17 protein-coding genes are annotated in these 24,503 nt (G+C 50.2%); 7 read left to right on the top strand and 10 right to left on the bottom strand.

Annotated elements, in window-relative coordinates:
• Nucleotides 1–21 precede the first annotated feature (21 nt).
• From oadA to RBH92_RS01800, 3 genes are all read left to right on the top strand, one after another.
• Complete coding sequence (gene oadA / locus RBH92_RS01810) at nt 22–1,848, top strand: sodium-extruding oxaloacetate decarboxylase subunit alpha (RefSeq protein WP_307933007.1); 1,827 nt, start codon at nt 22–24, stop codon at nt 1,846–1,848.
• A gap of 109 nt (nt 1,849–1,957) precedes the next feature.
• Entirely contained in the window at nt 1,958–3,295 is a 1,338-nt protein-coding gene (locus tag RBH92_RS01805) for a hypothetical protein (protein WP_307933006.1), read from the top strand.
• Nucleotides 3,285–5,639, top strand: a complete 2,355-nt coding sequence (locus RBH92_RS01800) for a tetratricopeptide repeat protein (protein ID WP_307933005.1) — start codon at nt 3,285–3,287, stop codon at nt 5,637–5,639. Before RBH92_RS01805 ends, RBH92_RS01800 begins: the two co-directional genes overlap by 11 nt.
• 20 nt (nt 5,640–5,659) lie before the next feature.
• Here the strand turns inward: RBH92_RS01800 and RBH92_RS01795 are convergent, their stop codons facing one another.
• A complete protein-coding gene (locus RBH92_RS01795) occupies nt 5,660–6,406 on the bottom strand; it encodes a hypothetical protein (RefSeq protein WP_307933004.1) in 747 nt (248 codons plus the stop codon).
• Nucleotides 6,407–6,612: 206 nt separating this feature from the next.
• Nucleotides 6,613–7,326 (bottom strand): hypothetical protein, encoded by a 714-nt coding sequence (locus tag RBH92_RS01790; RefSeq protein WP_307933003.1) that lies wholly within the window; start codon nt 7,324–7,326, stop codon nt 6,613–6,615.
• A gap of 346 nt (nt 7,327–7,672) precedes the next feature.
• On the opposite strand from RBH92_RS01790, the gene RBH92_RS01785 reads away from it, so the two are divergent.
• Nucleotides 7,673–8,275 carry a PEP-CTERM sorting domain-containing protein gene (locus RBH92_RS01785; RefSeq protein WP_307933002.1) on the top strand — a complete coding sequence of 201 codons (603 nt, stop codon included), beginning with the start codon at nt 7,673–7,675 and terminating at the stop codon, nt 8,273–8,275.
• A gap of 87 nt (nt 8,276–8,362) precedes the next feature.
• Here RBH92_RS01785 and RBH92_RS01780 read toward each other — a convergent pair whose 3' ends face one another.
• Together RBH92_RS01780 and RBH92_RS01775 are read right to left on the bottom strand one after the other, a co-directional pair.
• Entirely contained in the window at nt 8,363–10,681 is a 2,319-nt protein-coding gene (locus RBH92_RS01780; protein WP_307933001.1) for a bifunctional diguanylate cyclase/phosphodiesterase, read from the bottom strand.
• A gap of 347 nt (nt 10,682–11,028) precedes the next feature.
• Nucleotides 11,029–11,508 (bottom strand): PH domain-containing protein, encoded by a 480-nt coding sequence (locus RBH92_RS01775; RefSeq protein ID WP_307933000.1) that lies wholly within the window; start codon nt 11,506–11,508, stop codon nt 11,029–11,031.
• A 364-nt stretch (nt 11,509–11,872) separates the two neighbouring features.
• Between RBH92_RS01775 and carA the strand changes: the two genes are divergently transcribed.
• From carA to greA, 3 genes are read left to right on the top strand one after another with little or no spacing between them, the layout of a single operon-like run.
• On the top strand, nt 11,873–13,033 hold the full coding sequence (gene carA, locus RBH92_RS01770; protein ID WP_307932999.1) for a glutamine-hydrolyzing carbamoyl-phosphate synthase small subunit: 1,161 nt from the start codon (nt 11,873–11,875) through the stop codon (nt 13,031–13,033).
• A gap of 33 nt (nt 13,034–13,066) precedes the next feature.
• Nucleotides 13,067–16,288 (top strand): carbamoyl-phosphate synthase large subunit, encoded by a 3,222-nt coding sequence (gene carB, locus RBH92_RS01765; RefSeq protein WP_307932998.1) that lies wholly within the window; start codon nt 13,067–13,069, stop codon nt 16,286–16,288.
• 49 nt (nt 16,289–16,337) lie between these two features.
• A complete protein-coding gene (gene greA, locus RBH92_RS01760; protein WP_307932997.1) occupies nt 16,338–16,814 on the top strand; it encodes a transcription elongation factor GreA in 477 nt (158 codons plus the stop codon).
• 13 nt (nt 16,815–16,827) lie between these two features.
• Here greA and yhbY read toward each other — a convergent pair whose 3' ends face one another.
• From yhbY to ftsH, 6 genes are all read right to left on the bottom strand, one after another.
• Nucleotides 16,828–17,187, bottom strand: a complete 360-nt coding sequence (gene yhbY / locus RBH92_RS01755) for a ribosome assembly RNA-binding protein YhbY (RefSeq protein ID WP_307932996.1) — start codon at nt 17,185–17,187, stop codon at nt 16,828–16,830.
• Nucleotides 17,188–17,344: 157 nt separating this feature from the next.
• Complete coding sequence (gene cysG / locus RBH92_RS01750; protein WP_307932995.1) at nt 17,345–18,781, bottom strand: siroheme synthase CysG; 1,437 nt, start codon at nt 18,779–18,781, stop codon at nt 17,345–17,347.
• A 157-nt stretch (nt 18,782–18,938) separates the two neighbouring features.
• Nucleotides 18,939–19,937: a PstS family phosphate ABC transporter substrate-binding protein gene (locus RBH92_RS01745; protein ID WP_307932994.1), complete on the bottom strand. Its 999-nt coding sequence runs from the start codon at nt 19,935–19,937 to the stop codon at nt 18,939–18,941.
• Nucleotides 19,938–20,117: 180 nt separating this feature from the next.
• Nucleotides 20,118–21,479 (bottom strand): phosphoglucosamine mutase, encoded by a 1,362-nt coding sequence (gene glmM / locus RBH92_RS01740; RefSeq protein ID WP_307932993.1) that lies wholly within the window; start codon nt 21,477–21,479, stop codon nt 20,118–20,120.
• A 40-nt stretch (nt 21,480–21,519) separates the two neighbouring features.
• Nucleotides 21,520–22,311 (bottom strand): dihydropteroate synthase, encoded by a 792-nt coding sequence (gene folP / locus RBH92_RS01735; RefSeq protein WP_307933911.1) that lies wholly within the window; start codon nt 22,309–22,311, stop codon nt 21,520–21,522.
• A 123-nt stretch (nt 22,312–22,434) separates the two neighbouring features.
• On the bottom strand, nt 22,435–24,357 hold the full coding sequence (gene ftsH / locus RBH92_RS01730; protein WP_307933910.1) for an ATP-dependent zinc metalloprotease FtsH: 1,923 nt from the start codon (nt 24,355–24,357) through the stop codon (nt 22,435–22,437).
• Nucleotides 24,358–24,503 lie beyond the last annotated feature (146 nt).

Here is a 24,503-nt window from a genome sequence, read left to right as displayed (position 1 = left end):
ACGGATAACAAAGGAAAGTTCATGCAAAAAGTTCATATCACTGATGTCATTTTGCGCGACGCGCACCAATCCCTCATCGCCACCCGCATGCGCACCGAAGACATGCTGCCGGCCTGCGCGATGCTCGACGCAATCGGCTACTGGTCGCTGGAATGCTGGGGCGGCGCGACGTTCGACGCTTGTTTGCGCTTTCTCAAGGAAGATCCGTGGGAACGCCTGAGCAAACTCAAAGCCGCTTTGCCGAAAACACCATTGCAAATGCTGCTGCGCGGCCAGAACCTGCTCGGCTACCGCCATTACTCCGACGATGTCGTGCGCGCGTTCGTCAAACGCGCCGCCGCCAACGGCATGGATGTGTTCCGCATTTTCGACGCGCTCAACGACGTGCGCAATCTCAAAACCGCCATCGAAGCCGCCAAGGAAGCCGGCAAGCATGCGCAAGGCACGATTTGCTACACCACCAGCCCGGTGCACGATACCGCCAGTTTCATCACGCTGGCCAAGGATTTGGCCACGCTGGGCTGCGACTCGATCGCGATCAAGGACATGGCGGGATTATTGACGCCGTATGCGACCAGTGAACTGGTCAAAGCCTTGAAAGACACTGTTGATCTGCCGATCCACTTACATTCGCACGCCACCGCCGGATTAGCGGAAATGTGCCAGCTCAAAGCCATCGAAGCCGGTTGCCGCCATATCGACACAGCGTTGTCGTCGTGGTCGGGCGGCACCAGCCATCCGCCGACCGAAAGCCTGGTGATGGCGCTGCAAGGCACGGAATACGATACCGGCCTGGATCCGCAAAAGCTGCAGGAGGTCAACGATTACTTCGCGCAAGTGCGCAAGAAATACCACCGTTTCGAGAGCGAATTCACCGGCGTCGATACTCGCGTGCATGTGTTTCAGGTTCCCGGCGGCATGATCTCGAATCTCGCCAACCAATTGCAGGAACGCAACGCGTTGGATCGGATCAACGAAGTCTACGCCGAGATTCCGCGCGTGCGTAAAGACCTGGGCTACCCGCCGCTGGTCACGCCGACTTCGCAAATCGTCGGCACTCAAGCGGTATTGAACGTGCTCACCGGCAAGCGTTACGAAACCATCACCAATGAAGTCAAACGCTATCTGCAGGGCGGCTACGGTAAAGCACCCGCGCCGATCGATACCAAACTGCAAAAACGCGCGATCGGTAAGGAGGACATCATCGACTGCCGCCCAGCCGACCTGCTGAAACCGGAATTCGACAACCTGCACCGCGAAATCGGACACTTGGCGTCGAATGACGAAGACGTGTTGAGTTACGCGATGTTCCCCGAAGTCGGCAAGCAATTCCTGGAACTGCGCTCGACCGGCAACCTGGTGCCCGAACCGCTAGAGGTAGCCACGACAGCGGCGGATGGTTTGCAAAAAGCACCAACCGAATTCAACGTGGCGCTGCACGGTGAGTCGTATCACGTCAAAGTCACCGGCACCGGCCCCAAGAACGATACATTGCGGCATTTTTATTTCATGGTCGACGGCATGCCGGAAGAAATCGTCGTCGAAACGCTCGATGAAATCGTGCTCGACGGCGGCACCCAAGGCGCGGTCAAGAGCACCATCGGCAGCAAACGCCGCAGCCCCACCGCCGAAGGCGATGTCGTCGTCAGCATGCCGTGCAACATTCTGGATGTACTCGTCAAAATCGACCAGAAAGTCACCGCCGGACAACCGGTTCTGATCACCGAAGCGATGAAAATGGAAACCGAAATCACCGCCCCGATCAGCGGCATCGTTAAAGCCGTGCACGTGATCAAAGGCGAATCGGTGAATCCGAACGAGGTGTTGATTGAGATTGTGGTGCAATAAGACAGATTCGATTACTTTCATTGACTATCTGAACACACTTATTTTCTGCATTTAACTCGATTAAAATTCAGTAGCATATGCTGATCGCCAAACTTGAGTGAGCAAAACCATGAATCCAATTGATGAGCTTTTACCAAAACTGAAAGCTTTTCATAACGCACTGCAAAACAGTAAGCCGCTGGAATCCGGTGATCCTCTCTATGTGCCGATTCTGCAGCAAAACCCGGCCGCCGATCCTATCTTGCAATTATCCCAACGGATCGATTTCGCCGTATCGGAGAGCGTCAATTTACTGACCGGTTTTCGCGGCAATGGCAAAAGCACGGAATTACTGCGTTTGAAACATCTGCTCGAAAACCAGGGGCATATCGTCATTCTGACCAATATGCAGCAATATGTCCTGATGACCAAACCATTGGAGTTAGCGGATTTTCTGCTGTCGCTCATCGCCGCCCTGGCCAACCGGACAAAAAGCGAATTCGGCATCGAATCGATCAAAGATTCGCCACTATCGCGTTTTTGGGATTTTCTGACGGAGACCCAGGTTGAACTTGAGCAAGTTGAATTCGGAAGTAACTTGGATATGGTTACTGCCAAAGTTGGCATGCGCTTGCAACGCGACGCCAATTTCAAGCGCCAAGTCCAAGAAAAACTGCGCGGCAACCTGGATGGATTGGTGCAGAATGCGCAGGCGTATATTCTCGATTTAGTCAAAAGACTGCAACAAGGCGATGCCAATAAAAAAATCGTCTTGCTGGTCGATTCCCTGGAACAAATTCGCGGTGTCGGCGACGATGCGCGGTCGGTGTACGACAGTATCGTCGAATTATTTTCCGGGCAGGCGGCAAATCTGGCGTTGCCGGGTCTGCATGTTGTTTACACCGTCCCGCCGTTTCTCATCCCGCGCGCGCCCAACATCGCCCGCAATCTCGGCGGCAACCCGATCTGCATTTGGCCCAACATTCACGTACGCAAAAAAGACGGCACGGAAGATCCCGCAGGATTGGCCATCATGCAAGAAATCATTGAACGGCGCTACCCCGATTGGCGGCAATTTTATACGCAAACGCAATTGTTCCGGCTAGCGAAAGAATCGGGCGGCGATATCCGGGATTACTTCCGGCTGATGCGCGAAGGCTTGCTGGGGCTGAGCGCCGCGCGCACTGTCCATCAAGATGCCAAACCCGCCGCAGTAAGCGACGACATGCTGAATCGCGCGATTATGCAACTTACCAATGAATTTCAACCGATTCCGGAACAAGATAAAAAATATCTGGAAAAAATCCATCACAGTAAACATCATGCCCTGGACGGCATGGACGATCTGCCAACCCTGACTCGCTTCCTCGACGCCAACATGATCATGAATTACCTCAACGGCAAACCTTGGTACGACGTGCATCCGGTGCTAATCAAGCTCTTGCGGTCATCGGACGATGCCCCGTGAACCGGCCGCATCCATTCAACTGACGCCGGAAGGCGAACAGCAGTGGCAACGTCTGCTCAATCACTTGCGCTGGTCGGATGATTTCAGTCTGATCCTCATTTTCAGCCAGCATGCGCCAATCGTCGAATTGTTCCGCCTGCGCCTGGAACAGTTCTACCGCTTGCGCGTTTCCGGATTGAATCAAGTACGGCTCGAATCGCCCGCGCAACTGCTGAACGACGCATTGCCCGCAATACTCGGCCAGAACATCGGCCACACTTTGACCAAAGCGCCGGTATGGTTGAATCTCACGCATACCGATCACGAAGATCATTGGCCTGAAACACGCCGGAAATTCTACCGGCGCTTGAATGAAAACCGCGAAACGCTACGTCAGCAAAATCGTGCGCTGATAATCGTGCTACCGGCAGCCGAGAAACAATCTTTCCGCGAACTCGCACCCGATTTATGGGCGATCCGCGATGTCACCGTGGAAACCCAGAACTGGCTTGCACTCACGAATGAAATGACCCTGTCAGCTCGTGACCAATCCGCGGCAAACATTCCGGCAACACCGTTTTCCGAAACCGATCAACAACTGATCGACGAGTGGCACCGGGTAAAAGATAAACCCTATCGCGGCGCACTGTTGGCTGCCGAACGCGCTCTGAAAGTTAGCTTATTGCATGGCCAACTCTCATTGGCGGAACAAATTGCCGGTAATGCGTTGAAACTTTCCCGGCAATTGCTGCAACAACTCGGCGCAACCCCGCAGACGCTGCGCGATTTGTCGGTTTCACTAAATAACATCGGCGATGTTGCGCAACAGCTCGGCCAGCTCGAAACCGCACAAGGCTATTTCGGCGAGTCGCTCGCCATCCACCGCCAATTGCTACAGCAGTTGGGCGAAACGCCGCAGGTGCTGCGCGATGTGTCGGTTTCACTGAGTAAGATGGGCGATGTCGCGCAACAGCTCGGCAAGCTTGAAGATGCGCAGACCTATTTCGGCGAATCGCTCACCATTGCCCGGCAATTGCTGCAACAGTTCGGCGAAACGCCGCAGGCGCTGCGCGATGTGTCGGTTTCACTGAGTAAGATGGGCGATGTCGCGCAACAGCTCGGCAAGCTTGAAGATGCACAGACCTATTTCGGCGAATCGCTCACTCTGCACCGGCAATTGTTGCAACAGCTCAGCGAAAACCCGCAAGCGCTGCGCGATGTGTCGGTTTCACTGAGTAAGATGGGCGATGTCGCGCAACAGCTCGGCAAGCTTGAAGATGCACAGACCTATTTCGGCGAATCGCTCACTCTGCACCGGCAATTGTTGCAACAGCTCAGCGAAAACCCGCAGACACTGCGCGATGTGTCGGTTTCACTGGATAATATGGGCGATGTCGCGCGGCAACTCGGGCAGCTCGAAGCCGCTCAAGACTATTTCGGCGAATCGCTCACCATTGCCCAGCAATTGTTGCAACAGCTCGGCACCCCACAGGCGCTGCGCGATTTGTCGGTTTCATTGAACATGATGGGTGATGTCGCGCGCGAGCTCGGTCAGCTCGAAGCCGCGCAAGGCTATTTCGGCGAATCGCTTGCCATTGCCCGCCAGTTGCTGCAACAATTCGACGAGACGCCGCAGGCGCTGCGCGATGTATCGGTTTCACTGCATAAAATGGGCAATATCGCGCAAGCGCTCGGCAAGCTCGAAGACGCACAAACTTATTTCGGCGAATCGCTCACCATTGCCCGGCAATTGTTGCAACAGCTCGGCGAAACGCCGCAGACGTTGCGTGATGTGTCGATTTCATTGGAGAAAATGGGTGGTATCGCGCTAGAGCTCGACCATCTCGAGGGTGCACAAGGCTATTTCGGAGAGTCGCTCGTCATCCGCCGCCAATTGCTGCAACAGCTCGGCGAAACGCCGCAGGCGCTGCGCGATGTGTCGGTTTCACTGGATAATATGGGCGATGTCGCACAACAGCTCGGCAAGCTCGAAGACGCACAAACTTATTTCGGCGAATCGCTCACCATTGCCCGCCAATTGCTACGAAAGCTGGAAGAGACGCCGCAGGCGCTGCGCGATTTGTCAGTTTCACTTGATAACATGGGCGATGTCGCGCAACAGCTTGGTAAGCTTGAAGACGCGCAAATCTATTTCGGAGAATCGCTCACTCTGCGCCAACAATTGTTACAACAGCTCGGCGAAACGCCGCAGGCGCTGCGCGATGTATCGATTTCTTTAAAGAAAATGGGCGATATCGCGCGGCAACTCGGCAAACCGGCGGATGCCGATAACTATGAATCGCAATCGCGGCAAATCGTTGAATTGCTCAAAAATCCCCCTGTTCGCAACCCGCCGTCCGATTAAACAGTGCAACCATCCGTAAATTACACAAAATGCAATATCCCGATCAGCGATACGCCGCCAACCGCATAGATCAGCGGACTATCCCAGGTATGGGGAGAAAAGGCTTCCGCCAAGGTAATCAGAAGCGGCACGGTGAGCAAAGCGGCGATGAGTTGCGTTGTGTTGAAATATTGGTGGAATATGAGGATTGCGATGAAAGCCGTTACCCATACGCAGGCGCTGCCGATATAGCTGCGCACGTATTTTTGCTTGGTAAACAGCGCATACGTCGTATATTTTCTTTTGCCGAATTTGATGCCCACCGGTTCGGCAAGCCCGTCGCCGATTCCGTTGGTAATGATGATGATCATGACGAGCGGCAGCATCGCATGGCTCTCGAAATAAGCAAGCAACGGAATCAGCACCAAGTAGCTTGCGATAAACTGGGTATAAAGCCAGGTCAGCGTCAACGGTCTGTCTTCCGGCCGGTCGAACGAGCAAAACATCACATTCAGCACTCCGATCCTGCTGCGCAGGGGCGCTATGAAAAATGTCAGGAAGATAAATGCGCAGATCATGTCCATGAAAAAAGCCGCCGCGCTGTAAGGGTATTCAATCACCCAAGACAATAAGGTCGGAAGGAAGAAAAAAGCGAAGTGATTGATCTTCCTTGTGTAATTCACTTTGACATTTTGATGGATCACGAGCAATCCACAAACATAGTGAATTAAAAACAGCGCGGTATAAAAGACTGCATGGTGCAGCCAATATTCAGCGGGAATGTTCACTTGCGATGGAAGCAACTTCGGGATGGCGCCCAGAAAACACCGGGAACGTCCGGCATTCGCCTAGGGAAATGCTGATTAATTCGGCGAACGAGAGGAAGCACGAGGCGCACGGAATGCAGCAACCGAGACATATCAACAAGATAGGCGAAGATGCGAGTACCGCGCAACAAAGTGATTCGCTCGTGCAGTCAATTAATCAGCATTCCCTATCGGGATAAGAAGGTAATCTTCTTGATAAACGCTTCGGCGCCTCCCCGGGTGTTGTTGGTATTGGCCTGAAAAGCGATTCCCGTAATCGGCGGTGTTTTATCATGCTTGAAAGTGGCGCGGAATTTTTCGTCGACTTCAAAATCGGTGGTAATCACTTTACCCGGCTGATCGCCGGACGCCACGCAAAAATAACGCCCGCCCTTTTTCCATAGCTTGCCCAAATACATGCGGCCCAGTTCTTCAGCCTTGCCGATAAAAGCGCTCAAAAAATAGGGCGCTGAATAGATGCCCAACGGCAAACCGCTTGAGAGCTTTTCAGTCCCGAATGACAACATCACGGCAATCGGCACGCTGTTAATGCCTTCGTTCCAATTGGCGCCCTGCGGATACTTGTTCACGCCCCAAACGATTTCGACCCGCTTAACATCGTGGATAAAATTCTGCTGCTGCAACTGCAAACCAAACAATCCGGCCATCTCGCCGTCAGCGCTGATCACCAGGGTATCGTTCTCAAACCGGGGATTCAGTTTTTTTGCATCCAACTGCAGTTCGAAGCCCCGTTCCTCCAGCCAGGAAACGGCACTACCATTCGAATTGCCGGAGAAATCGATGACATGCACAACTTTTTCATCCGCGACGGCAAGCGACGCCCAACACCACAACAATAGAACGCCCATTAAAAAATATTGATTAGGAGAATGCTGATTCATTTGTCGGACAAGAAGGTGAGTACATCAACAGCGTCAGGATTCCAATTGATTGGTTTCATTGGTAAAACGAGGGCATCATTGTATGTCTTTTGCCTTCCTCTGCACAAGTCCATTCCGACGAATCGTTCATATGTTCCGATGGATTCCGGTAGAAAATAGGACAAATGTACTAGAATAATCGGGAACCATGTTCTATTGCGCCTGCGTAATCCGGTCATTAACATCAGGATCGGGAACATGGGTTAATAAAGTAATGTTTACAATCATTTGTAACAATAGCGATCAATACATCACACCCGGCTCAACGAAGATACATCGATTAACCAAATTATAAATGGGAGATTCCATGAAAAAAATCAAATCAGCCGTTATTGCCGCAGCAATAACCACCGCATTCGCAGCGCCTGCCAGCGCGGCAGTCACCATTTTCTCCGACAATTTCGATAGCTACTCGCCATCGGCACTCAATTGGATACCGCCCGTTGCCAGCGGCTGGACCGTTTCCAGCGGCACGGTCGATTTAATCGGAATCGGTTTTATCGACATCTTACCGGGCAACGGAAACTATATCGATCTGGACGGCAGCACCGCCAATAGCGGTATTTTTGCCAACAGCGTCAATTTAACCGGCGGCGTTACTTATACCTTGTCATTTGACCTGGCGGGCAGCCAGCGCGGCTCCACTGAAACCGCCAACATCAATTTCGGCACTGCCAGTACTTCGGCTACGTTAGGCAGCAGCGCCGGATTGACAGCATATGCCTTAAGCTTCACACCAGCGGCTTCGGGGATTTATAGCTTCAGCTTTGAGAATCTGGGCGGCGACAATGTCGGCTTATTGCTCGATAACGTATCGGTAGCCGCCGTACCGGAACCGGAAACCTATGCCATGCTGCTCGCCGGCTTAGGAATGCTGGGCTTTATGCTGCGCAGAAAAGCAACCGCATAATTCAGTTTTGTCACACAACCGGGAAATCTTGCTCAATCGGCGGGATTTTCCGGATTCTTCCGAAGTTTCAAGCTTTCCGCTTATTATTTACGCAATCTTATCCAACCGGCATTGGTGGAGAATCTTTTTGTGCGCTTCACCGGTCAATAGCCCGGAAATACTGTCCGCATCGACTGGTTTACTGAACAAATAGCCCTGCACGATTTCACAGTTGAGATCTTTTAGAATCTTCAACTGCGCTTGTGTTTCGACACCTTCGGCGATGATGCCATATCCCAGTTTTTGCCCCATTTTCACCATGGAACCGACTAAAGTCAGGGTTTTCTCGTCGGACAGCATATCGTCAATAAAATATTTATCGATTTTCAAATAATCGACCATCAGGTGCTTAAGCGAGGCAAACGATGAATAACCGGTTCCAAAATCATCAATGGACAGCAGCACACCCAAGTCTTTCAGGTCCTGAAAAACGATTAAATTGCGTGGATCGGTCTGCACGATGCCTTCCGTCACTTCGAGTTCCAATTCGGCGGGTGCGATTCCCGCTTCATCGATAATCCGCTTCACCAGCCGCACAAATTCCTGATCCAGGAAAAGGCTTGGGGAAATATTCACTGCCATGCGTAACGCCTTGAAACCTTGTTTCTTCCAAGCAACCAGTTGACTACAGGCGGTTTGCAACACCCACTCGGTCAGTGTTTTATTCATGCCGATTCTTTCCGCCGTTGCAATAAAATCGCCAGGCGGAACCTGACCTAATTGCGGATGAAACCATCGGGATAGCGCTTCGGTGCCGAAGATTTCCCCGGTCTCGATATTGATCTGCGGCTGATAGACCAGTGATAATTCCTGGTTTTCGATGGCTTCCCTGAGACTCTGCTCGATCTGGAAGCGATACTCCGCCTTTTGGGTCAGCTCGGCCCGATAAAAAGCATAATGATTTTTACCGTTTTCTTTTGCCGAATAAAGCGAAATATCGGCTGCTTTCAGTAATATGGAAGGGTCTTCGCCGTCATCGGGAAAATAAGCGATACCAATGCTGCAGGCCGGTGTAATTTTTCTGGAATAAACTTCAATCGGTTGCGAAATCGCTTCAAGGCAACGCTTTGCGACATGGGCAGCGTACTCTTCTTCCATTTCTTCAATCAGAATGCAGAATTCATCACCGCCCAGCCGGGCAATAAAATCCGATTCGCGGCAAGTCGTTATCAAGCGCTGCGCAATGGTTTTCAGCAGCAAATCGCCGGCATCGTGCCCCAGACTATCGTTCACGCGTTTAAAATCATCCAGATCGATGTAGAGCAATCCAAACCGGCGGTTATGGCGGCAATACGCTTTGGTGATCTCTTCAATGTGTTGTATGAAGGCAGCGCGGCTCGCAAGACCGGTCAGCTCATCGGTATACGCCAGCGTCCAAATACGTTTTTGCGCTTGATCCCGTTCCATCACGATGCCTGTCAACCTGGCCGCGGCGATCAAATCTTTCAATTCTCTTTCATTGGGAAGCGCCGGATGGTTGTAGTACATACTGAACGCACCCAGAACTTTTCCTTCGGAATTCCTGATCGGTTCAGACCAGCAACAACGCATACCGTGCGGTAATGCGAAATGCTTGATTTTTGCCCATTTGGGATCGGTGTCAATATTTTCCACCAGTACGCGTTGCCCGGTGTAAGTCGACGCGCCGCAAGAACCAACGCTAGGACCGTTTTCCATGCCGTGTAAAGCATCGCAATATTCCTTCGGCAAGTTTGGCGACCCGCCGTGCAGCAGCTTGTTACCGCTCAACTCGAGCATCGCGCAGCGCATGCCGGGATGACGGGCTTCGTACATCAGCGCGATGGCATCGTAGATCTCCGGTGCGGGGCGTCCTATTGCAATCATTGCAAGAATTTCGGCCTGTTTGCCGTCGTACGCTTCCGTTTTTTTACGTTCGGTGATATCGACATGCGTGCCAACCAAACGCAGCGGCTTACCATCCGATCCGCGCGTAACCAAAAATGCGCGGGAAAGTACGAACACTTCGTGACCGTCCTTGTGGCGCATGCGCATTTCCACTTCGAAAGAATCTTTTCGTCCATCAAGGTAATCGCGCACTTTTTCCAACGCAATTTCTTTGTCATCCGGATGAACCAGGCTTGCCCAAGTGCTCAATTTATTTTCCAGTTCGCTTTCCGCATAGCCCAGCATGCTTTTCCAGCGCGGTGAGTAATAAACTTCATCCGTTTCCAGATTCCAGTCCCAAAGCCCGTCGTTCGCACCGCGCATTGCCAGGGAGAACCGCTCTTCACTGACAGAAAGCTCATGGGTTTGTTTTTCCGTCATCAACTTGACTGCGGTAAGTTCGGAACGCAACTGCTGCATTTCTTCAAGAAGCTGGGACTTCGTACGCTTGGTATTACCCATAACAACCTCGGTAACAGGCTAGATTGAAAAAACAACGGCTAAAATGATCATCCGGCAAACAGCGGTAAAGCACCGGTAAACTAGGGAAACGCTGATTGATTCGCCGGGCAAGATGATATGAACGCAAGAAATGAGACATATCAATAAGATAGGCAAGTTTCTGAGCACCGCCCAACGCAGCAAATCGCTTGCGCAGGCAATCAATCAATGTTTCCCTGGAAATCAAGCAGTTGTGCATCCGAGTCCGAATCCTTTATGATCACTGAAGCATCACCCCCACACTTTAATGCAAAACCACCCGCTTTTTCTCTCGAAAAAAAAGAACATATCAGCAGTAATTTCCATTTTTACGAGTTTTTGCGATCCGGTTTTCTTTTCTTTTCGCTGTTTCTTGCTTCTTTTGTCCGGCGCTTACCCATGACAATCAATTTGTCGCTACCCAGCGCTTTAATGAACCCTTCCTTATCAGCCGGTGACACGATAATGGCTTTATCTTCACCGTATGTAATTTCCAGTCTGTCGAACGACATGGCTGGACTCGTTATGGCGCTTTGCGTTTCTTGAATGGATGTTATCGTTTGAACCGGAATGATCCATGAAAACGGGCCACTGACAATTTTGAGATTCTCGTCATCAGCGATGTACCGGGTTGACACCAGAATCCATAGCGGGAAGCCGATACCGGCAATGACGATGACAGCAGCCATCACATAATTGGCAGTTCCGCCGATCTTGAGCATGACCGATGTTCCCATCAGGCAGGCAATGAATGACAACGCGAAACAAACCAACACCCATTTATCTACTTTAGACTTGAAAACATGCATGATCGATAATTGAAAATTTTTGAATTATGTTGAGCCAATCCATTGATATCTTTCAAAAGGACGCCACTACAGCAAAAAAAACACACGATGAATAATACCTGGCAATCGCATCGAAACAAAACCATACTCCATTCAAATCATGGAAACGCTTATTAATCCCCCGGGCAAGATTGTCTCGAATAAATCCGCCGGAAACCAGCAACCGGATTAACCGCAATCCATCAAAAAACCAAACGGTACGATGAAACCGTGCACATACAAAAAAGAACCGTTTTCACGTATAATCCGGTCTTCAATAACCAGGGCTTTTTAACGATTGATCCTGGGCCTTTTTCCAGATCTTGTCAGTTTCCAAGGAGTTTTTGTGTCACAACGACCGCACGCCATCCTCGCACTTGCCGATGGAACAATTTTTCGTGGCGTGTCTATTGGCGTTGCAGGCATCAATACCGGTGAAGTGGCGTTCAACACGGCGATGACCGGTTATCAGGAAATTTTAACCGACCCTTCCTATTGTCAGCAAATCATCACACTGACCTATCCGCATATCGGCAATACCGGCACCAATTGGGAAGATTATGAATCGGGTAACGTCAACAAAGTCTATGCAGCCGGCTTGGTAATCCGCGATCTGCCCCTCGTTGCCAGCAATTTCCGTAAAACCCATACATTGCCGGAGTTTCTCGAATATCAGAAAGTTGTTGCAATCGCTGAAATTGACACGCGAAAATTGACCCGGATTCTGCGGGAAAAAGGCGCGCAATCCGGTTGCATCATGGCAGGAACCATTGACGAGGAACAAGCGTTGCAAGCGGCAAGAGCGTTTCCAGGATTGGCTGGAATGGATCTTGCCAAAGTCGTGAGCTGCCAGCAGCCTTACACCTGGACCGAAGGCGAGTGGTCGCTCGAATCCGGTTTCCAGTCTCAGGGCAGTTCAAATTTTCATGTTGCGGCCCTTGATTTCGGTATTAAGCGGACCATTCTGCGCAAATTGGCGCAACGCGGCTGCAAAGTGACGGTTCTGCCGGCGCAAACTTCCGCTGCGGAAATTTTAAAACTGCAACCCGACGGCGTGTTTCTTTCGAATGGCCCCGGCGATCCGGAACCGTGCGATTATGCCATTGCCGCGACCCAAGCACTGCTGCAAAAGAATATTCCGATTTTTGGAATCTGCCTGGGTCATCAACTGCTTGGCCTCGCCAGCGGCGCACGCACCGTCAAGATGAAATTCGGTCACCACGGCGCCAATCATCCGGTACAGGATGTTGCCAGCGGAAAAGTCATCATCACCAGCCAGAATCACGGCTTTGCCGTCGATGCCGGTACCTTGCCGGCGAATGTCCGGGTTACGCATGTATCCTTATTCGATCGCAGTTTGCAAGGATTTGAGCTGACCGACAAACCGGCTTTTTGCTTTCAAGGCCACCCGGAAGCCAGTCCGGGACCGCATGAAGCCGATTATCTGTTCGATAAATTCATCGGCATGATGCAACGCTATAAAAACGATCTTCACAATCCACTTTAACAACGCTCAGTTTCCATTCAAGAATAACTAAGTATGCCAAAACGTACCGACATTCAATCCATACTCATCATCGGTGCCGGTCCGATTGTCATTGGTCAAGCTTGCGAATTCGACTATTCCGGCGTGCAAGCCTGCAAGGCCTTGCGTGAAGAAGGCTACCGCATCATTCTGGTAAATTCGAATCCCGCGACCATCATGACCGACCCGGAAATGGCGGATGCGACTTATATCGAGCCGATTACCTGGCCGATATTGGAGAAAATCATTGCAGCCGAACGCCCGCAAGCATTGCTGCCGACCATGGGCGGGCAAACGGCATTGAATTGCGCATTGGATCTGGTCAAACATGGCATATTGGAAAAATACGGCGTCGAACTCATCGGCGCCTCGCGCGAAGCCATCGACATGGCCGAAGACCGTGAGAAATTCAAACAGGCGATGACGCGAATCGGCCTAAATTCAGCCCGTTCCGCCGTAGCGCACAGCATGGAAGAAGCGCTGCAAGTACAAGCCATGCTGGGATACCCGGTCATCATCCGTCCTTCGTTTACCATGGGCGGCAGCGGTGGCGGTATTGCCTACAACCGCGAGGAATTTCTGGATATTTGCGAGCGCGGCTTGAAAACTTCTCCGACCAAGGAATTACTGATTGAAGAATCCGTGATTGGTTGGAAAGAATATGAAATGGAAGTGGTGCGGGACAAAAATGACAATTGCATCATTATCTGTTCCATCGAAAACCTTGATCCCATGGGTGTGCATACCGGTGATTCGATCACCGTCGCGCCGGCGCAAACACTAACCGACAAAGAATATCAATTGATGCGCAACGCCTCGATCGCCGTGTTGCGCGAAATCGGCGTTGAAACCGGCGGCTCCAACGTGCAATTTGCGATTAATCCGGAAAACGGCCGCATGCTGGTCATCGAAATGAATCCGCGAGTGTCGCGCTCTTCGGCGCTAGCGTCAAAAGCAACCGGCTTCCCGATTGCCAAAATCGCCGCCAAGCTGGCCGTCGGCTACACGCTGAACGAACTGGGCAATGACATTACCGGCGGCATCACGCCTGCTTCGTTCGAACCGACGATTGATTATGTCGTCACCAAGGTGCCGCGTTTTGCATTTGAAAAATTCCCGCAAACCAACGATCGCCTGACGACTCAGATGAAATCGGTCGGCGAAGTCATGGCAATTGGCCGGACTTTTCAGGAATCACTGCAGAAAGCCTTGCGGGGATTGGAAACCGGCGTCGATGGGCTGGACGAAAAAACCGATAATCCGGAAACGATACGTTCCGAACTGGCGAACCCCGGCCCCGACCGCATTTGGTATATCGCCGATGCGTTCCGTTGCCAGATGTCACTGGATGAAATCCATCAGTTGACGCATATCGATCCCTGGTTCTTGGCGCAGATCGAAGACTTGGTCCGGCAAGAGCAAGCATTAACCAATACCCGGCTGACGGAATTGGACCGGCAAAGCTTGCGCAAACTCAAACGCAGCGGTTTTTCCGACCGGCGCCTGGCAAAATTGCTGAAGACTGGCCAAACGGCTGTCCGTACACACCGCCATCAACACAATCTGCGCCCGGTTTATAAGCGCGTCGACACCTGCGCCGCTGAGTTTGCGACCAGCACCGCCTATATGTATTCCAGTTACGAAGACGAATGCGAATCCAATCCGACTAACAATAAGAAAATCATGGTATTGGGCGGCGGCCCTAATCGCATCGGTCAAGGCATCGAATTCGATTACTGTTGCGTGCATGCCGCTTTGGCGTTACGCGAAGACGGTTTTGAAACCATCATGGTTAACTGTAATCCGGAAACAGTATCAACCGATTACGACACCTCGGATCGCTTGTACTTTGAGCCGTTGACGCTTGAGGATGTACTTGAAATCGTCGCCGTTGAAAAACCTGAGGGGGTTATCGTGCAGTATGGCGGTCAAACGCCGCTGAAACTGGCGCGGGATCTGGAAGCCAATGGTGTTCCGATCATCGGTACCAGCCCGGACATGATTGATTGCGCCGAAGACCGCGAACGTTTCCAGCAGATGCTGCAACAGCTAGGGTTACGGCAACCGCCGAACCGCACTGCGCGTAATCCGGAAGAGGCACTGCTTGCCGCTGAGGAAATTGGCTATCCGCTGGTGGTTCGGCCCAGTTATGTTTTGGGCGGAAGAGCCATGGAAATCGTCCATGAAAAAGCGGATTTGGAACGATACATGCGCGAAGCGGTGAAAGTCTCCAACGATTCGCCGGTATTGCTGGATCATTTCTTGACCAATGCCACGGAAGTGGATGTCGACGCAATTTACGACGGTGAAACCGTGCTTATCGGTGGAATCATGGAACATATCGAACAAGCCGGTGTGCATTCCGGTGATTCCGCATGTTCATTGCCAACCTTCAATCTAGCTCCGGAAATGCTCGACGAACTGCGCCGCGAAACGGCTGAAATGGCACGAGCTTTGAATGTGCTGGGGTTGATGAATGTGCAATTTGCCATTCAAGACGACACGGTTTATGTCCTCGAGGTTAACCCGCGAGCATCGCGCACGGTCCCTTTCATCTCCAAGGCTACCGGTTTGCAGCTCGCCAAAATCGCAGCGCGTTGCATGACCGGCAAGTCTTTAATCAACCAAGGCGTCACCAAGGAAATCATTCCGCAATATTTTTCGGTTAAAGAAGCTGTTTTTCCTTTTATCAAACTTCCCGGCGTCGATACGATCCTCGGCCCGGAAATGAAGTCAACCGGAGAAGTGATGGGCATGGGCGCGACTTTTGCGGAAGCATTCGTCAAATCCCAGCTTGCTACCGATGTGCGGCTGCCGGCTTCCGGAAAGATCTTTATCAGCGTACGGCAATCCGATAAACTGCACGCCGTTGAAATCGCACAAAGCCTTGCGAAACTTGGTTTCACCCTTTATGCTACACGTGGTACCGCTGCAGTATTCACAGAAGCCGGGATTAACGTCAATATCATCAATAAAGTTGCGGAAGGCCGTCCTCACATTGTCGATATGATTAAAAATGGCGAAATCAGCCTGATTATCAACACTGTAAAAAATCAACGCAGCGCCATACGGGATTCCTATTCAATCCGCCATGCTGCGCTTCAAGCGAAAGTAACTTACTATACAACGCTGGCAGGCGCGCGCGCCGCTTGTGTGGGTATTACCGACAAACGTGAATTGCAGACATATAATCTGCAAAAACTGCATGTGCAGCTTAAAGCGTCAGAACAAGTGTGACTTGCTTCAGTACAATCAATCGGATGAACATGAAAGGCATGAAATTACAATGAGTACTATTCCATTAACGGTCGTAGGAGCGGAAGCGCTGCGTAAAGAATTGCATGAGATGAAAACGATACATCGCCCCGCGGTGATAGCTGCGATTGCTGAAGCGCGCTCACATGGCGATCTTTCGGAAAATGCCGAATACGATGCCGCCAAGGAAAAACAAAGCTTTATTGAAGGGCGCATTGCCGAACTGGAAAGCAAACTCTCCAGCGCTCAAATCATCAATCCGGCGCTTATCAATGCGGATGGCGCTTGTGTCTTCGGCGCCACTGTCGAATTGGAAGATTTGCAAAATGGCGAGACTGTGACTTATCAAATCGTCGGAGACGATGAAGCGGATATCAAGGACGGGAAAATTTCAATCAGTTCCCCCATTTCACGGGCCTTAATCGGAAAATACGCTGGCGATATCGCAGAAGTTCAAGCGCCAAGCGGTATCCGCGAATATGAAATCTTGAATGTCAAGTACATCTAGGCGCAATAATCTCTCAGTTCTGAAAATCACGCTTCTTACGTAACGGCGCACGTTTTTTCTTGGCGGGTGCACGTGCGCGTTCGAGTTTCTTTTCCGTTTCTTCCGGCTTGGGACGATAAATGATCAAAATCTTTCCCACGTGCTGAACTGGGGCAGCGTTGGTCAATGCGCATATCTCTTCAAAAAAAGTATTTCTAGCCACGCGATCATCCATCTGGACTTTGATTTTTATTAGCTCGTGGCTTGATAATGCTCGATCAATTTCTCCAATAACATTCGCGGATAATCCGGATTTCCCTATCATGACAACCGGATTCAATGCATGCGCGCGCGCTTTGAGTTCTTTTCGATGAGTAACTGTAATGGTTAGCATAAATTCTTTCAATTCGTTAGGGAATCTCTGAAAAACGACTCCACTTGGTCATGCCGCGTTGAAATCAGGTTCAAAATGCTCGTTTACCACTTGTAAACCGCGCTTCTTCACTTGATTTGACCTTGTCCGGTCGTCGTTCACTTTTTTCAGAGCTTCTTTAGGTATCCGGCTCGGAGTTCGTCGCAATGATCCGGGCTGCGGGAACTTGCTGCGCCGGTTCAAACCACGCCAGATTCTGATGTAATTTTACCACTTCTCCGACGATGATTAGTGTCGGCGGCGTCAAATGTTCGGCCTCGGCCTGTACCGGCAATGTTCGCAGCGTGCCAATAACAATTTTTTGTTTCTGCGTGGTGCCTTGCTGAATAATCGCGGCAGGTGTGGAATCAGGCAAACCATGCGTTATCAGTTGTTTGCAAAGAACTGATAGCCCCAGTAATCCCATATAAATCACGACGGTTTGATTCAGCCGCGCAAGCTGCGGCCAATCCAAGTCGATTGTGCCGTCTTTAAGATGACCGGTAACAAAAATGCACGATTGCGCATAATCCCGGTGTGTCAGCGGTATACCGGCATACGCCGCAACGCCGGAAGCGGCGGTAATTCCAGGCACCACTTGAAAGGGGATATGATGTGACGCCAAGGTCTCGATTTCTTCCCCACCGCGGCCGAAAATAAATGGATCGCCGCCTTTCAGACGCAATACCCGTTTACCTTCCTGAGCCAAGCGAACCAGCAGTTGATTAATCGATTCCTGCTGGAGCGTATGCCGGTTCCGCTCCTTACCTGCATAAATACGCGCTGCATCGCGACGGACCATATTGAGGATCTCCGGTGAAACCAGCCGGTCGTAAATCACAACATCGGCCTGCTGCATCAAGCGCATGGCACGAAACGTCAGCAAATCGGGATTACCCGGCCCTGCACCGACCAGATAAACCTCGCCTTGCGGAAAATGATCTTTTTCCTGTTTTAGGGATTGCAGCAAATATTCCTCTGCCGTTTTATCCTTCCCAGCCAATACCAATTCTGTCAACCGCCCTTGCAAAGTATTTTCCCAGAACTGGCGGCGCTTATCCGGATGCGCAATCTGTTGCCTGACATACGCACGGAATCTCCCAGCCATTGCGGCAAGCCGCCCGTACGCAACCGGTATGATCGATTCGAGCTGCGCGCGCAATAGTCTTGCCAATACCGGCGATTGCCCGCCGCTGGAGATGGCAATCAACAGCGGCGAACGGTCAACAATGGACGGCATGATAAAAGTGCACAGATCCGGGTTATCCACGACGTTGACCGGAATACGAAGCTGCTGGGAATCTTCCGATACCTTCCGGTTCACCGACTGATCATCGGTAGCGGCAATGACTAATACCTGTCCGTGCAGATGTCTGGATTGAAAAGATTCCGCCCAGTGGGCAATAGCTCCTTGTGCAGCAAGCTCGGCCAATGTGCTATTGATTTGCGGAGCAACCACCGACACCCGCGCTCCCGCTTCTAATAACAACGTCACCTTGCGCGCGGCAACTTCGCCGCCACCGACAACCAGACAGGGTTTGTTTTTGATGCTATAAAAAATTGGCAGGAATTCCATGGCTATCGCAGCATATCCGTTCTTAAAATGAAAAAGGGAAGTACTGATCAATTCTAAGCCATTAGCGGCTTTTGAGTCGATCAGCGCTTCCCTCGGATGTTTCTAATTCTTTACATACAATGAGAAACGAAATGCTATAAGACTGATTAAAAATACTTTATAAGCTGGATTCCAATTTCAGGATGTCTTCCAATCGTATGTTGATTCCGGTTCCTTTGAACACGGTTCCCAATTTCTTCTTATTCAAATGCTCAATATTGAGGTTGTACACTTCTTTAGAAAGCGGGAAATACTTCACTTCGGTCACCAATTCCGTCGCATTTTTCATATAAAAATTCACGAATTCATTGACTTCCGGCTTATCAGTCGATTTCGCGTTGATGTAGATAAATATGGGGCGCGATAATGGTTTATAGCTGTTATTTTCAACTGTCTCAGACGAAGGAATCACGCCGCCATCGCCGCTATCGATCGCAACTGCGGTGATCTTATTTCGATTTTCAATATAGTAGGCAAATCCAAAAAAACCGAGTGCATAAATGTCACTCGCAACACCCTGTACCAGCACATTGTCATCCTCTGAAGCGGTATAGTCGCCTCGGCTTGACTTGGCTTTCCCGACTATGGCTTCGGTAAAGTATTCAAAGGTTCCGGAATCCGCGCCTGGCCCATAAAGTTTAATTCTTTTGTCAGGCCAGGCCGGGTTAATTTGATTCCAGTTGGTTACTTTCCCCTGGGCAGCGGGCTCCCAGATTTTTTTCAACTCATCAACGGTAATGGTTTTGCTCCAGGTATTCTGGGGATTCACAACGACGGTTAAGGCATCGAAAGCAATCGGCATTTCGATGAATTGCACGCCTTCCTGTTTACAGGCTTCCATTTCAAGTTCCGTGATCGGACGGGAAGCATTCACAATATCGATTTCGTTACGGCAAAATTTCTTGAAACCGCCGCCCGTTCCCGAAATACCAACAGTGACTCGAATCGAACCTCGCTTGGCGATTTGAAAATCTTCAGCGACAGCTTCCGTTATCGGAAAAACAGTACTTGAACCATCAATTTTCACAATCGGTGTAGCATTGATCTTGGTCGCATAAGTAGCCGCCACTAGCAGCACGACCGCGAAAAGACCCCTAAGACTCAACACATTAATCATTATTCCGCGCTCCATATAAAAAATTGAACAACCCGCAAAAAAGACGATGCAGTATCGTATTTCAAAATTGTTACAGTATTATGACAGTCTATGGTTTTGTAAAAAAATTGAACGCCCGGGAATTTAACAAGAGACTTGTAACCCGCATGAAGTCCCTGAGCCGTTATTTTCGGATAATACTCAGCTGTTACAGGCCGTTTGAATGACTCCAGCAATCCGTTCCGACCAGTAATTGACTTTTTGCTTGGATTTTCCCTCTACCATCACACGAATGAGCGGCTCCGTTCCCGAAGCGCGAATCAACAAACGTCCTTCATCGCCGAGATCGGCTTCCGCCTCTTTTCTCACGGCATCAACCGCTTTATTGGCTTTGAGGTTGAAAGACTTGGAAACTTTTACATTAACCAGACGCTGCGGGAATAAAGCCACGCCGCGCATAAACTCAGCCAGCGTCTTGCGGGTATCGCGAAGCGCATAAAGCACTTGTAACGCCGAGATAATACCGTCTCCTGTCGTATGCTTATCCATGCAAATAATATGCCCCGAACTTTCTCCGCCAAGCTGCCATTTATTTTCTTGCAGCAATTCGTGAACGTATCGATCACCCACATTCGCCCTCAGAAACGGTATGCGCAATTTTTTAAATTGATTTTCAATGGCCAAGTTGGTCATCAATGTCCCTACCACCCCACCGCCGAGTACGTTCTTCCGCATGCGATGCTTGGCGATAATATAAGTTAATTGATCGCCATCGTAGAGTTTGCCGAACTTATCCACCATCATGACACGGTCGCCATCACCATCCAGTGCGATGCCAAGATCCGCACGGTGCTGCTTGACAGCTTTCTGCAAGGTTGCGCAGTGCGTAGCGCCGCATTCGAGGTTAATATTCAGCCCGTTGGGCTGCACACCGATTGTGACGACGTCGGCACCCAGTTCGTGCATGACGTGCCCGGCAATGTGATACGCGGCTCCGTGCGCGCAATCAACAACGATACGCAGTCCGCGCAGATCCAAATGATAAGGAAAAGTGCTCTTGCAAAATTCAATATAGCGCCCGGCAGCGTCATCGATTCGTTGTACTTTTCCCAGTTGAATGGAAGGCTTGGTTTCAATCGGTGAATTTAGCTCGGCCTCTATTTTGTGTTCCATTTCATCCGGAAGCTTACTGCCGGATGCCGAGAAAAACTTCACACCATTATCTTCAAATAAATTATGTGAAGCCGAGATGACGATACCCGCCTGCAACCGTAGCGCTCGAATCAAGTAAGCAATAGCCGGGGTCGGCATTGGCCCCGATAAAATGACATCCACTCCCGCAGCACATAATCCTGCTTCGAGAGCGGATTCGAGCATGTAGCCGGAGACTCTCGTATCTTTTCCGATCAGCACTGTTGGGCGTTTTCCCTCCATTAAATGCCAATCTGCTGCCGCTAAAACTTTCCCGGCTGAATAGCCTAGATGTAAAATAAAATCAGGGGTAATGGGAAATTTACCTACTCGTCCTCGTATGCCGTCGGTTCCAAAATATTTCTTAGTCAATTTGATGAGTATTCGCTAGTTGGTGTTAAGCAGCGGGGTGCTATTGGCTTACATGATTTTGCTGAATCATCGCATGATAGACAGCAAGCGCGTCTTTGCTTGCTTTAACATCATGCACGCGTACAATTCGGGCACCCTTAATTACCGCAAGCAAGGCTGCAGCAACACTTTCATGGAGCCTGTGATGCACTGTATTACCGGTAATCGCACCCAACATGGATTTACGCGATAAACCCGCTAAAACGGGAACATCCAGCTCTGTAAATTTATCCAGTCGATTCAATAGCGTCAGGTTATGTTGCAGCGTCTTGCCAAATCCAAAACCAGGATCGATAACCAAACGATCTTTCGAAATACCCCAAGCCTCCGCAATCTGGACACGCTGCTGCAGAAAATTTTTCACTTCAGTCACAATATCAGTATATTGCGGGTTAGCTTGCATATTTTGCGGCATACCCTGCATATGCATCAGACAAATCTTCACATGCGCATTCGCAGCCACTGCTTCCAGTGCATGCGGGTTGCGAAGTGCATGCACGTCGTTAATCATCTGAGCACCCGCTGCGATTGCACGTTTCATCACTTCGGGTTTCGAAGTATCGACTGAAATTGGAACACCGGTATGAACAAGTGCTTCTAATACAGGCATTATGCGCTTCAGTTCTTCATCAATATCGACTTGTTGACTTCCTGGGCGGGTCGATTCACCGCCAATATCAAGAATATCCGCACCTTCTGATATCAAGCGGTTGGCATGAGCTATGGCTTGTTGCGCAGAAAAAAATAGCCCGCCATCCGAAAAAGAATCGGGTGTTATGTTGACAATCCCCATCACCAATGGATGGTCTATTGAGTTTAGCTGATCAAGCAAAGACGTCACGAGAATACAGAACAAGAAAATAAAAACGGGATACGATGTTACAGTCGTATCCCGCGCCAATCAAGCTATCAACAGCTAATCAGTTTCTTTAGCAACTTCATGCGGTGCTGTCGGCTCGCTACTTTGTTGTTCTTCAGATTCCACCGGTGAAGATTCACCATCTGTTGTTGAAGACATAGATTGAGGTGGCTTCGGCGGACGCGGAGTGCGGCCGTCCATAATATCCTTGATTTGATCGCTGTCGATCGTTTCCCATTCCAACAAGGCCTTGGCCATCACTTCAATTTTGTCTTTATTTTCCTCGATCAGTTTTCGTGCCAATGCGTATTGCTCATCAATGATGCGACGAACTTCCGCATCAACTTTCTGCATCGTTGATTCACTGACATTCTTGTGCGTCGTAACTGAGCGGCCCAGGAAAACTTCGCCTTCATTCTCGCCATAAACCATCGGACCCAGCGTATCCGACATTCCCCATCGAGTAACCATTTGTCGGGCCATATCGGTTGCGCGCTCAAAGTCATTCGACGCGCCAGTAGTCATCTGATTCATGAATACTTCTTCGGCGATACGGCCGGCAAGCATCATCGAGATCATTTGTAAAATTTGTTCACGTTCCATCCCGAAGCGATCTTCCTTCGGAAGAGTAAACGTAATTCCCAAAGCACGGCCACGAGGAATAATGGTAACTTTATGCACCGGATCGTTTTTAGGCAGCAAATAACCGACAACCGCATGCCCGGATTCATGATAAGCAGTATTCCTACGTTCATGTTCAGGCATAACTGCTGAACGGCGTTCGGCCCCCAGGAAAATTTTATCTTTAGCGCGCTCGAAATCTTCCATATCGACCAGACGCTTGTTACTCCTTGCAGCAAACAGTGCCGCTTCATTGACCAGATTGGCCAGATCCGCACCAGACATACCAGGTGTGCCGCGCGCCAAGATTTCCGCTTTCACATCCGGTGCGAGAGGCACTTTGCGCATATGAACTTGTAAAATTTGCTCACGGCCTCGGATATCAGGAAGTGGAACTGTCACTTGCCGGTCAAAGCGTCCTGGGCGCAACAGTGCCGGGTCCAATACATCTGGACGGTTGGTTGCCGCAATCACTATAACCCCCATAGCGCCTTCGAAACCATCCATTTCCACCAACAGTTGGTTGAGCGTTTGCTCTCGTTCGTCATTGCCCCCCCCCAAACCGGCGCCGCGCTGGCGGCCGACTGCATCAATCTCGTCAATGAAAATGATGCATGGTGCATGCTTTTTCGCTTGTTCGAACATATCACGCACACGCGATGCACCGACACCAACGAACATTTCAACAAAATCAGAACCTGAGATACTGAAAAACGGTACCCCCGCTTCGCCCGCAATCGCTCGCGCGAGCAATGTCTTACCTGTACCGGGACTACCTACCATCAATACGCCACGGGGAATACGTCCACCGAGTTTCTGGAATTTGGTGGGATCGCGCAAAAATTCCACAAGTTCAGCCACTTCTTCCTTGGCCTCTTCGCATCCGGCCACATCATTAAAAGTAATGGTGTTTGCCGATTTATCGAGCATGCGAGCTTTGCTTTTTCCAAATGAAAAAGCACCACCATTTCGACCGCCACCTTGCATTTGCCGCATGAAAAAGATCCATACAGCAATTAATAACAACATCGGGAACCATGAAATGAAAATGCTCATCAACATGGAAGGCTCTTCTTCGGGTTTGGCTTCAACAATTACACCCGCTTTTAGCAAATCGCTTACCATCCAGGGATCGGAAGGCGCATAAGTTGTGAAACGCCTGCCATCCGACTTCGTACCTCTCAAAGTACGGCCTTCAATGACAACTTTTGCGATTCTTCCTTGGTTCAGTTCCGAAATGAACTGAGAATATTCCATTGGCACTTGTGCCGGTTGACGAACGCTGAATTGATTAAATACAGTCATCAACACAAGTGCAATTACCAGCCAAATGGCCATATTTTTAATTAGATTATTCAAGATAGCTCCTTCTTGGTTTTGCACCTAAAAATCATTGATTGGTCATTCTAACTCTATTCAAAATAATATAACAGCAAACTTATTAAATCCGACGGATCCACTACCACGCAATAATACTACTACTTATTGTTGCTGTTATCTCTGGG

It is taken from the genome of Nitrosomonas sp. sh817 (assembly GCF_030908545.1).
In the GTDB taxonomy this organism is placed as follows: Bacteria; Pseudomonadota; Gammaproteobacteria; order Burkholderiales; family Nitrosomonadaceae; genus Nitrosomonas.
The sequence above is the reverse complement of the archived record's forward strand: the minus strand, read 5'-3'. Positions and strand labels throughout refer to the sequence as shown.

Excerpts from the sequence above, each read along its gene's own strand:
- oadA (WP_307933007.1), top strand. The coding sequence starts at position 22 with ATGCAAAAAGTTCATATCACTGATGTCATTTTGCGCGACGCGCACCAA.
- RBH92_RS01785 (WP_307933002.1), top strand. The coding sequence starts at position 7,673 with ATGAAAAAAATCAAATCAGCCGTTATTGCCGCAGCAATAACCACCGCA.
- folP (WP_307933911.1), bottom strand. The coding sequence starts at position 22,311 with ATGGGGATTGTCAACATAACACCCGATTCTTTTTCGGATGGCGGGCTA.
- RBH92_RS01805 (WP_307933006.1), top strand. The coding sequence starts at position 1,958 with ATGAATCCAATTGATGAGCTTTTACCAAAACTGAAAGCTTTTCATAAC.
- cysG (WP_307932995.1), bottom strand. The coding sequence starts at position 18,781 with ATGGAATTCCTGCCAATTTTTTATAGCATCAAAAACAAACCCTGTCTG.
- yhbY (WP_307932996.1), bottom strand. The coding sequence starts at position 17,187 with ATGCTAACCATTACAGTTACTCATCGAAAAGAACTCAAAGCGCGCGCG.
- RBH92_RS01775 (WP_307933000.1), bottom strand. The coding sequence starts at position 11,508 with ATGCATGTTTTCAAGTCTAAAGTAGATAAATGGGTGTTGGTTTGTTTC.
- RBH92_RS01790 (WP_307933003.1), bottom strand. The coding sequence starts at position 7,326 with ATGAATCAGCATTCTCCTAATCAATATTTTTTAATGGGCGTTCTATTG.
- greA (WP_307932997.1), top strand. The coding sequence starts at position 16,338 with ATGAGTACTATTCCATTAACGGTCGTAGGAGCGGAAGCGCTGCGTAAA.
- RBH92_RS01780 (WP_307933001.1), bottom strand. The coding sequence starts at position 10,681 with ATGGGTAATACCAAGCGTACGAAGTCCCAGCTTCTTGAAGAAATGCAG.
- RBH92_RS01800 (WP_307933005.1), top strand. The coding sequence starts at position 3,285 with ATGCCCCGTGAACCGGCCGCATCCATTCAACTGACGCCGGAAGGCGAA.
- RBH92_RS01745 (WP_307932994.1), bottom strand. The coding sequence starts at position 19,937 with ATGATTAATGTGTTGAGTCTTAGGGGTCTTTTCGCGGTCGTGCTGCTA.
- carB (WP_307932998.1), top strand. The coding sequence starts at position 13,067 with ATGCCAAAACGTACCGACATTCAATCCATACTCATCATCGGTGCCGGT.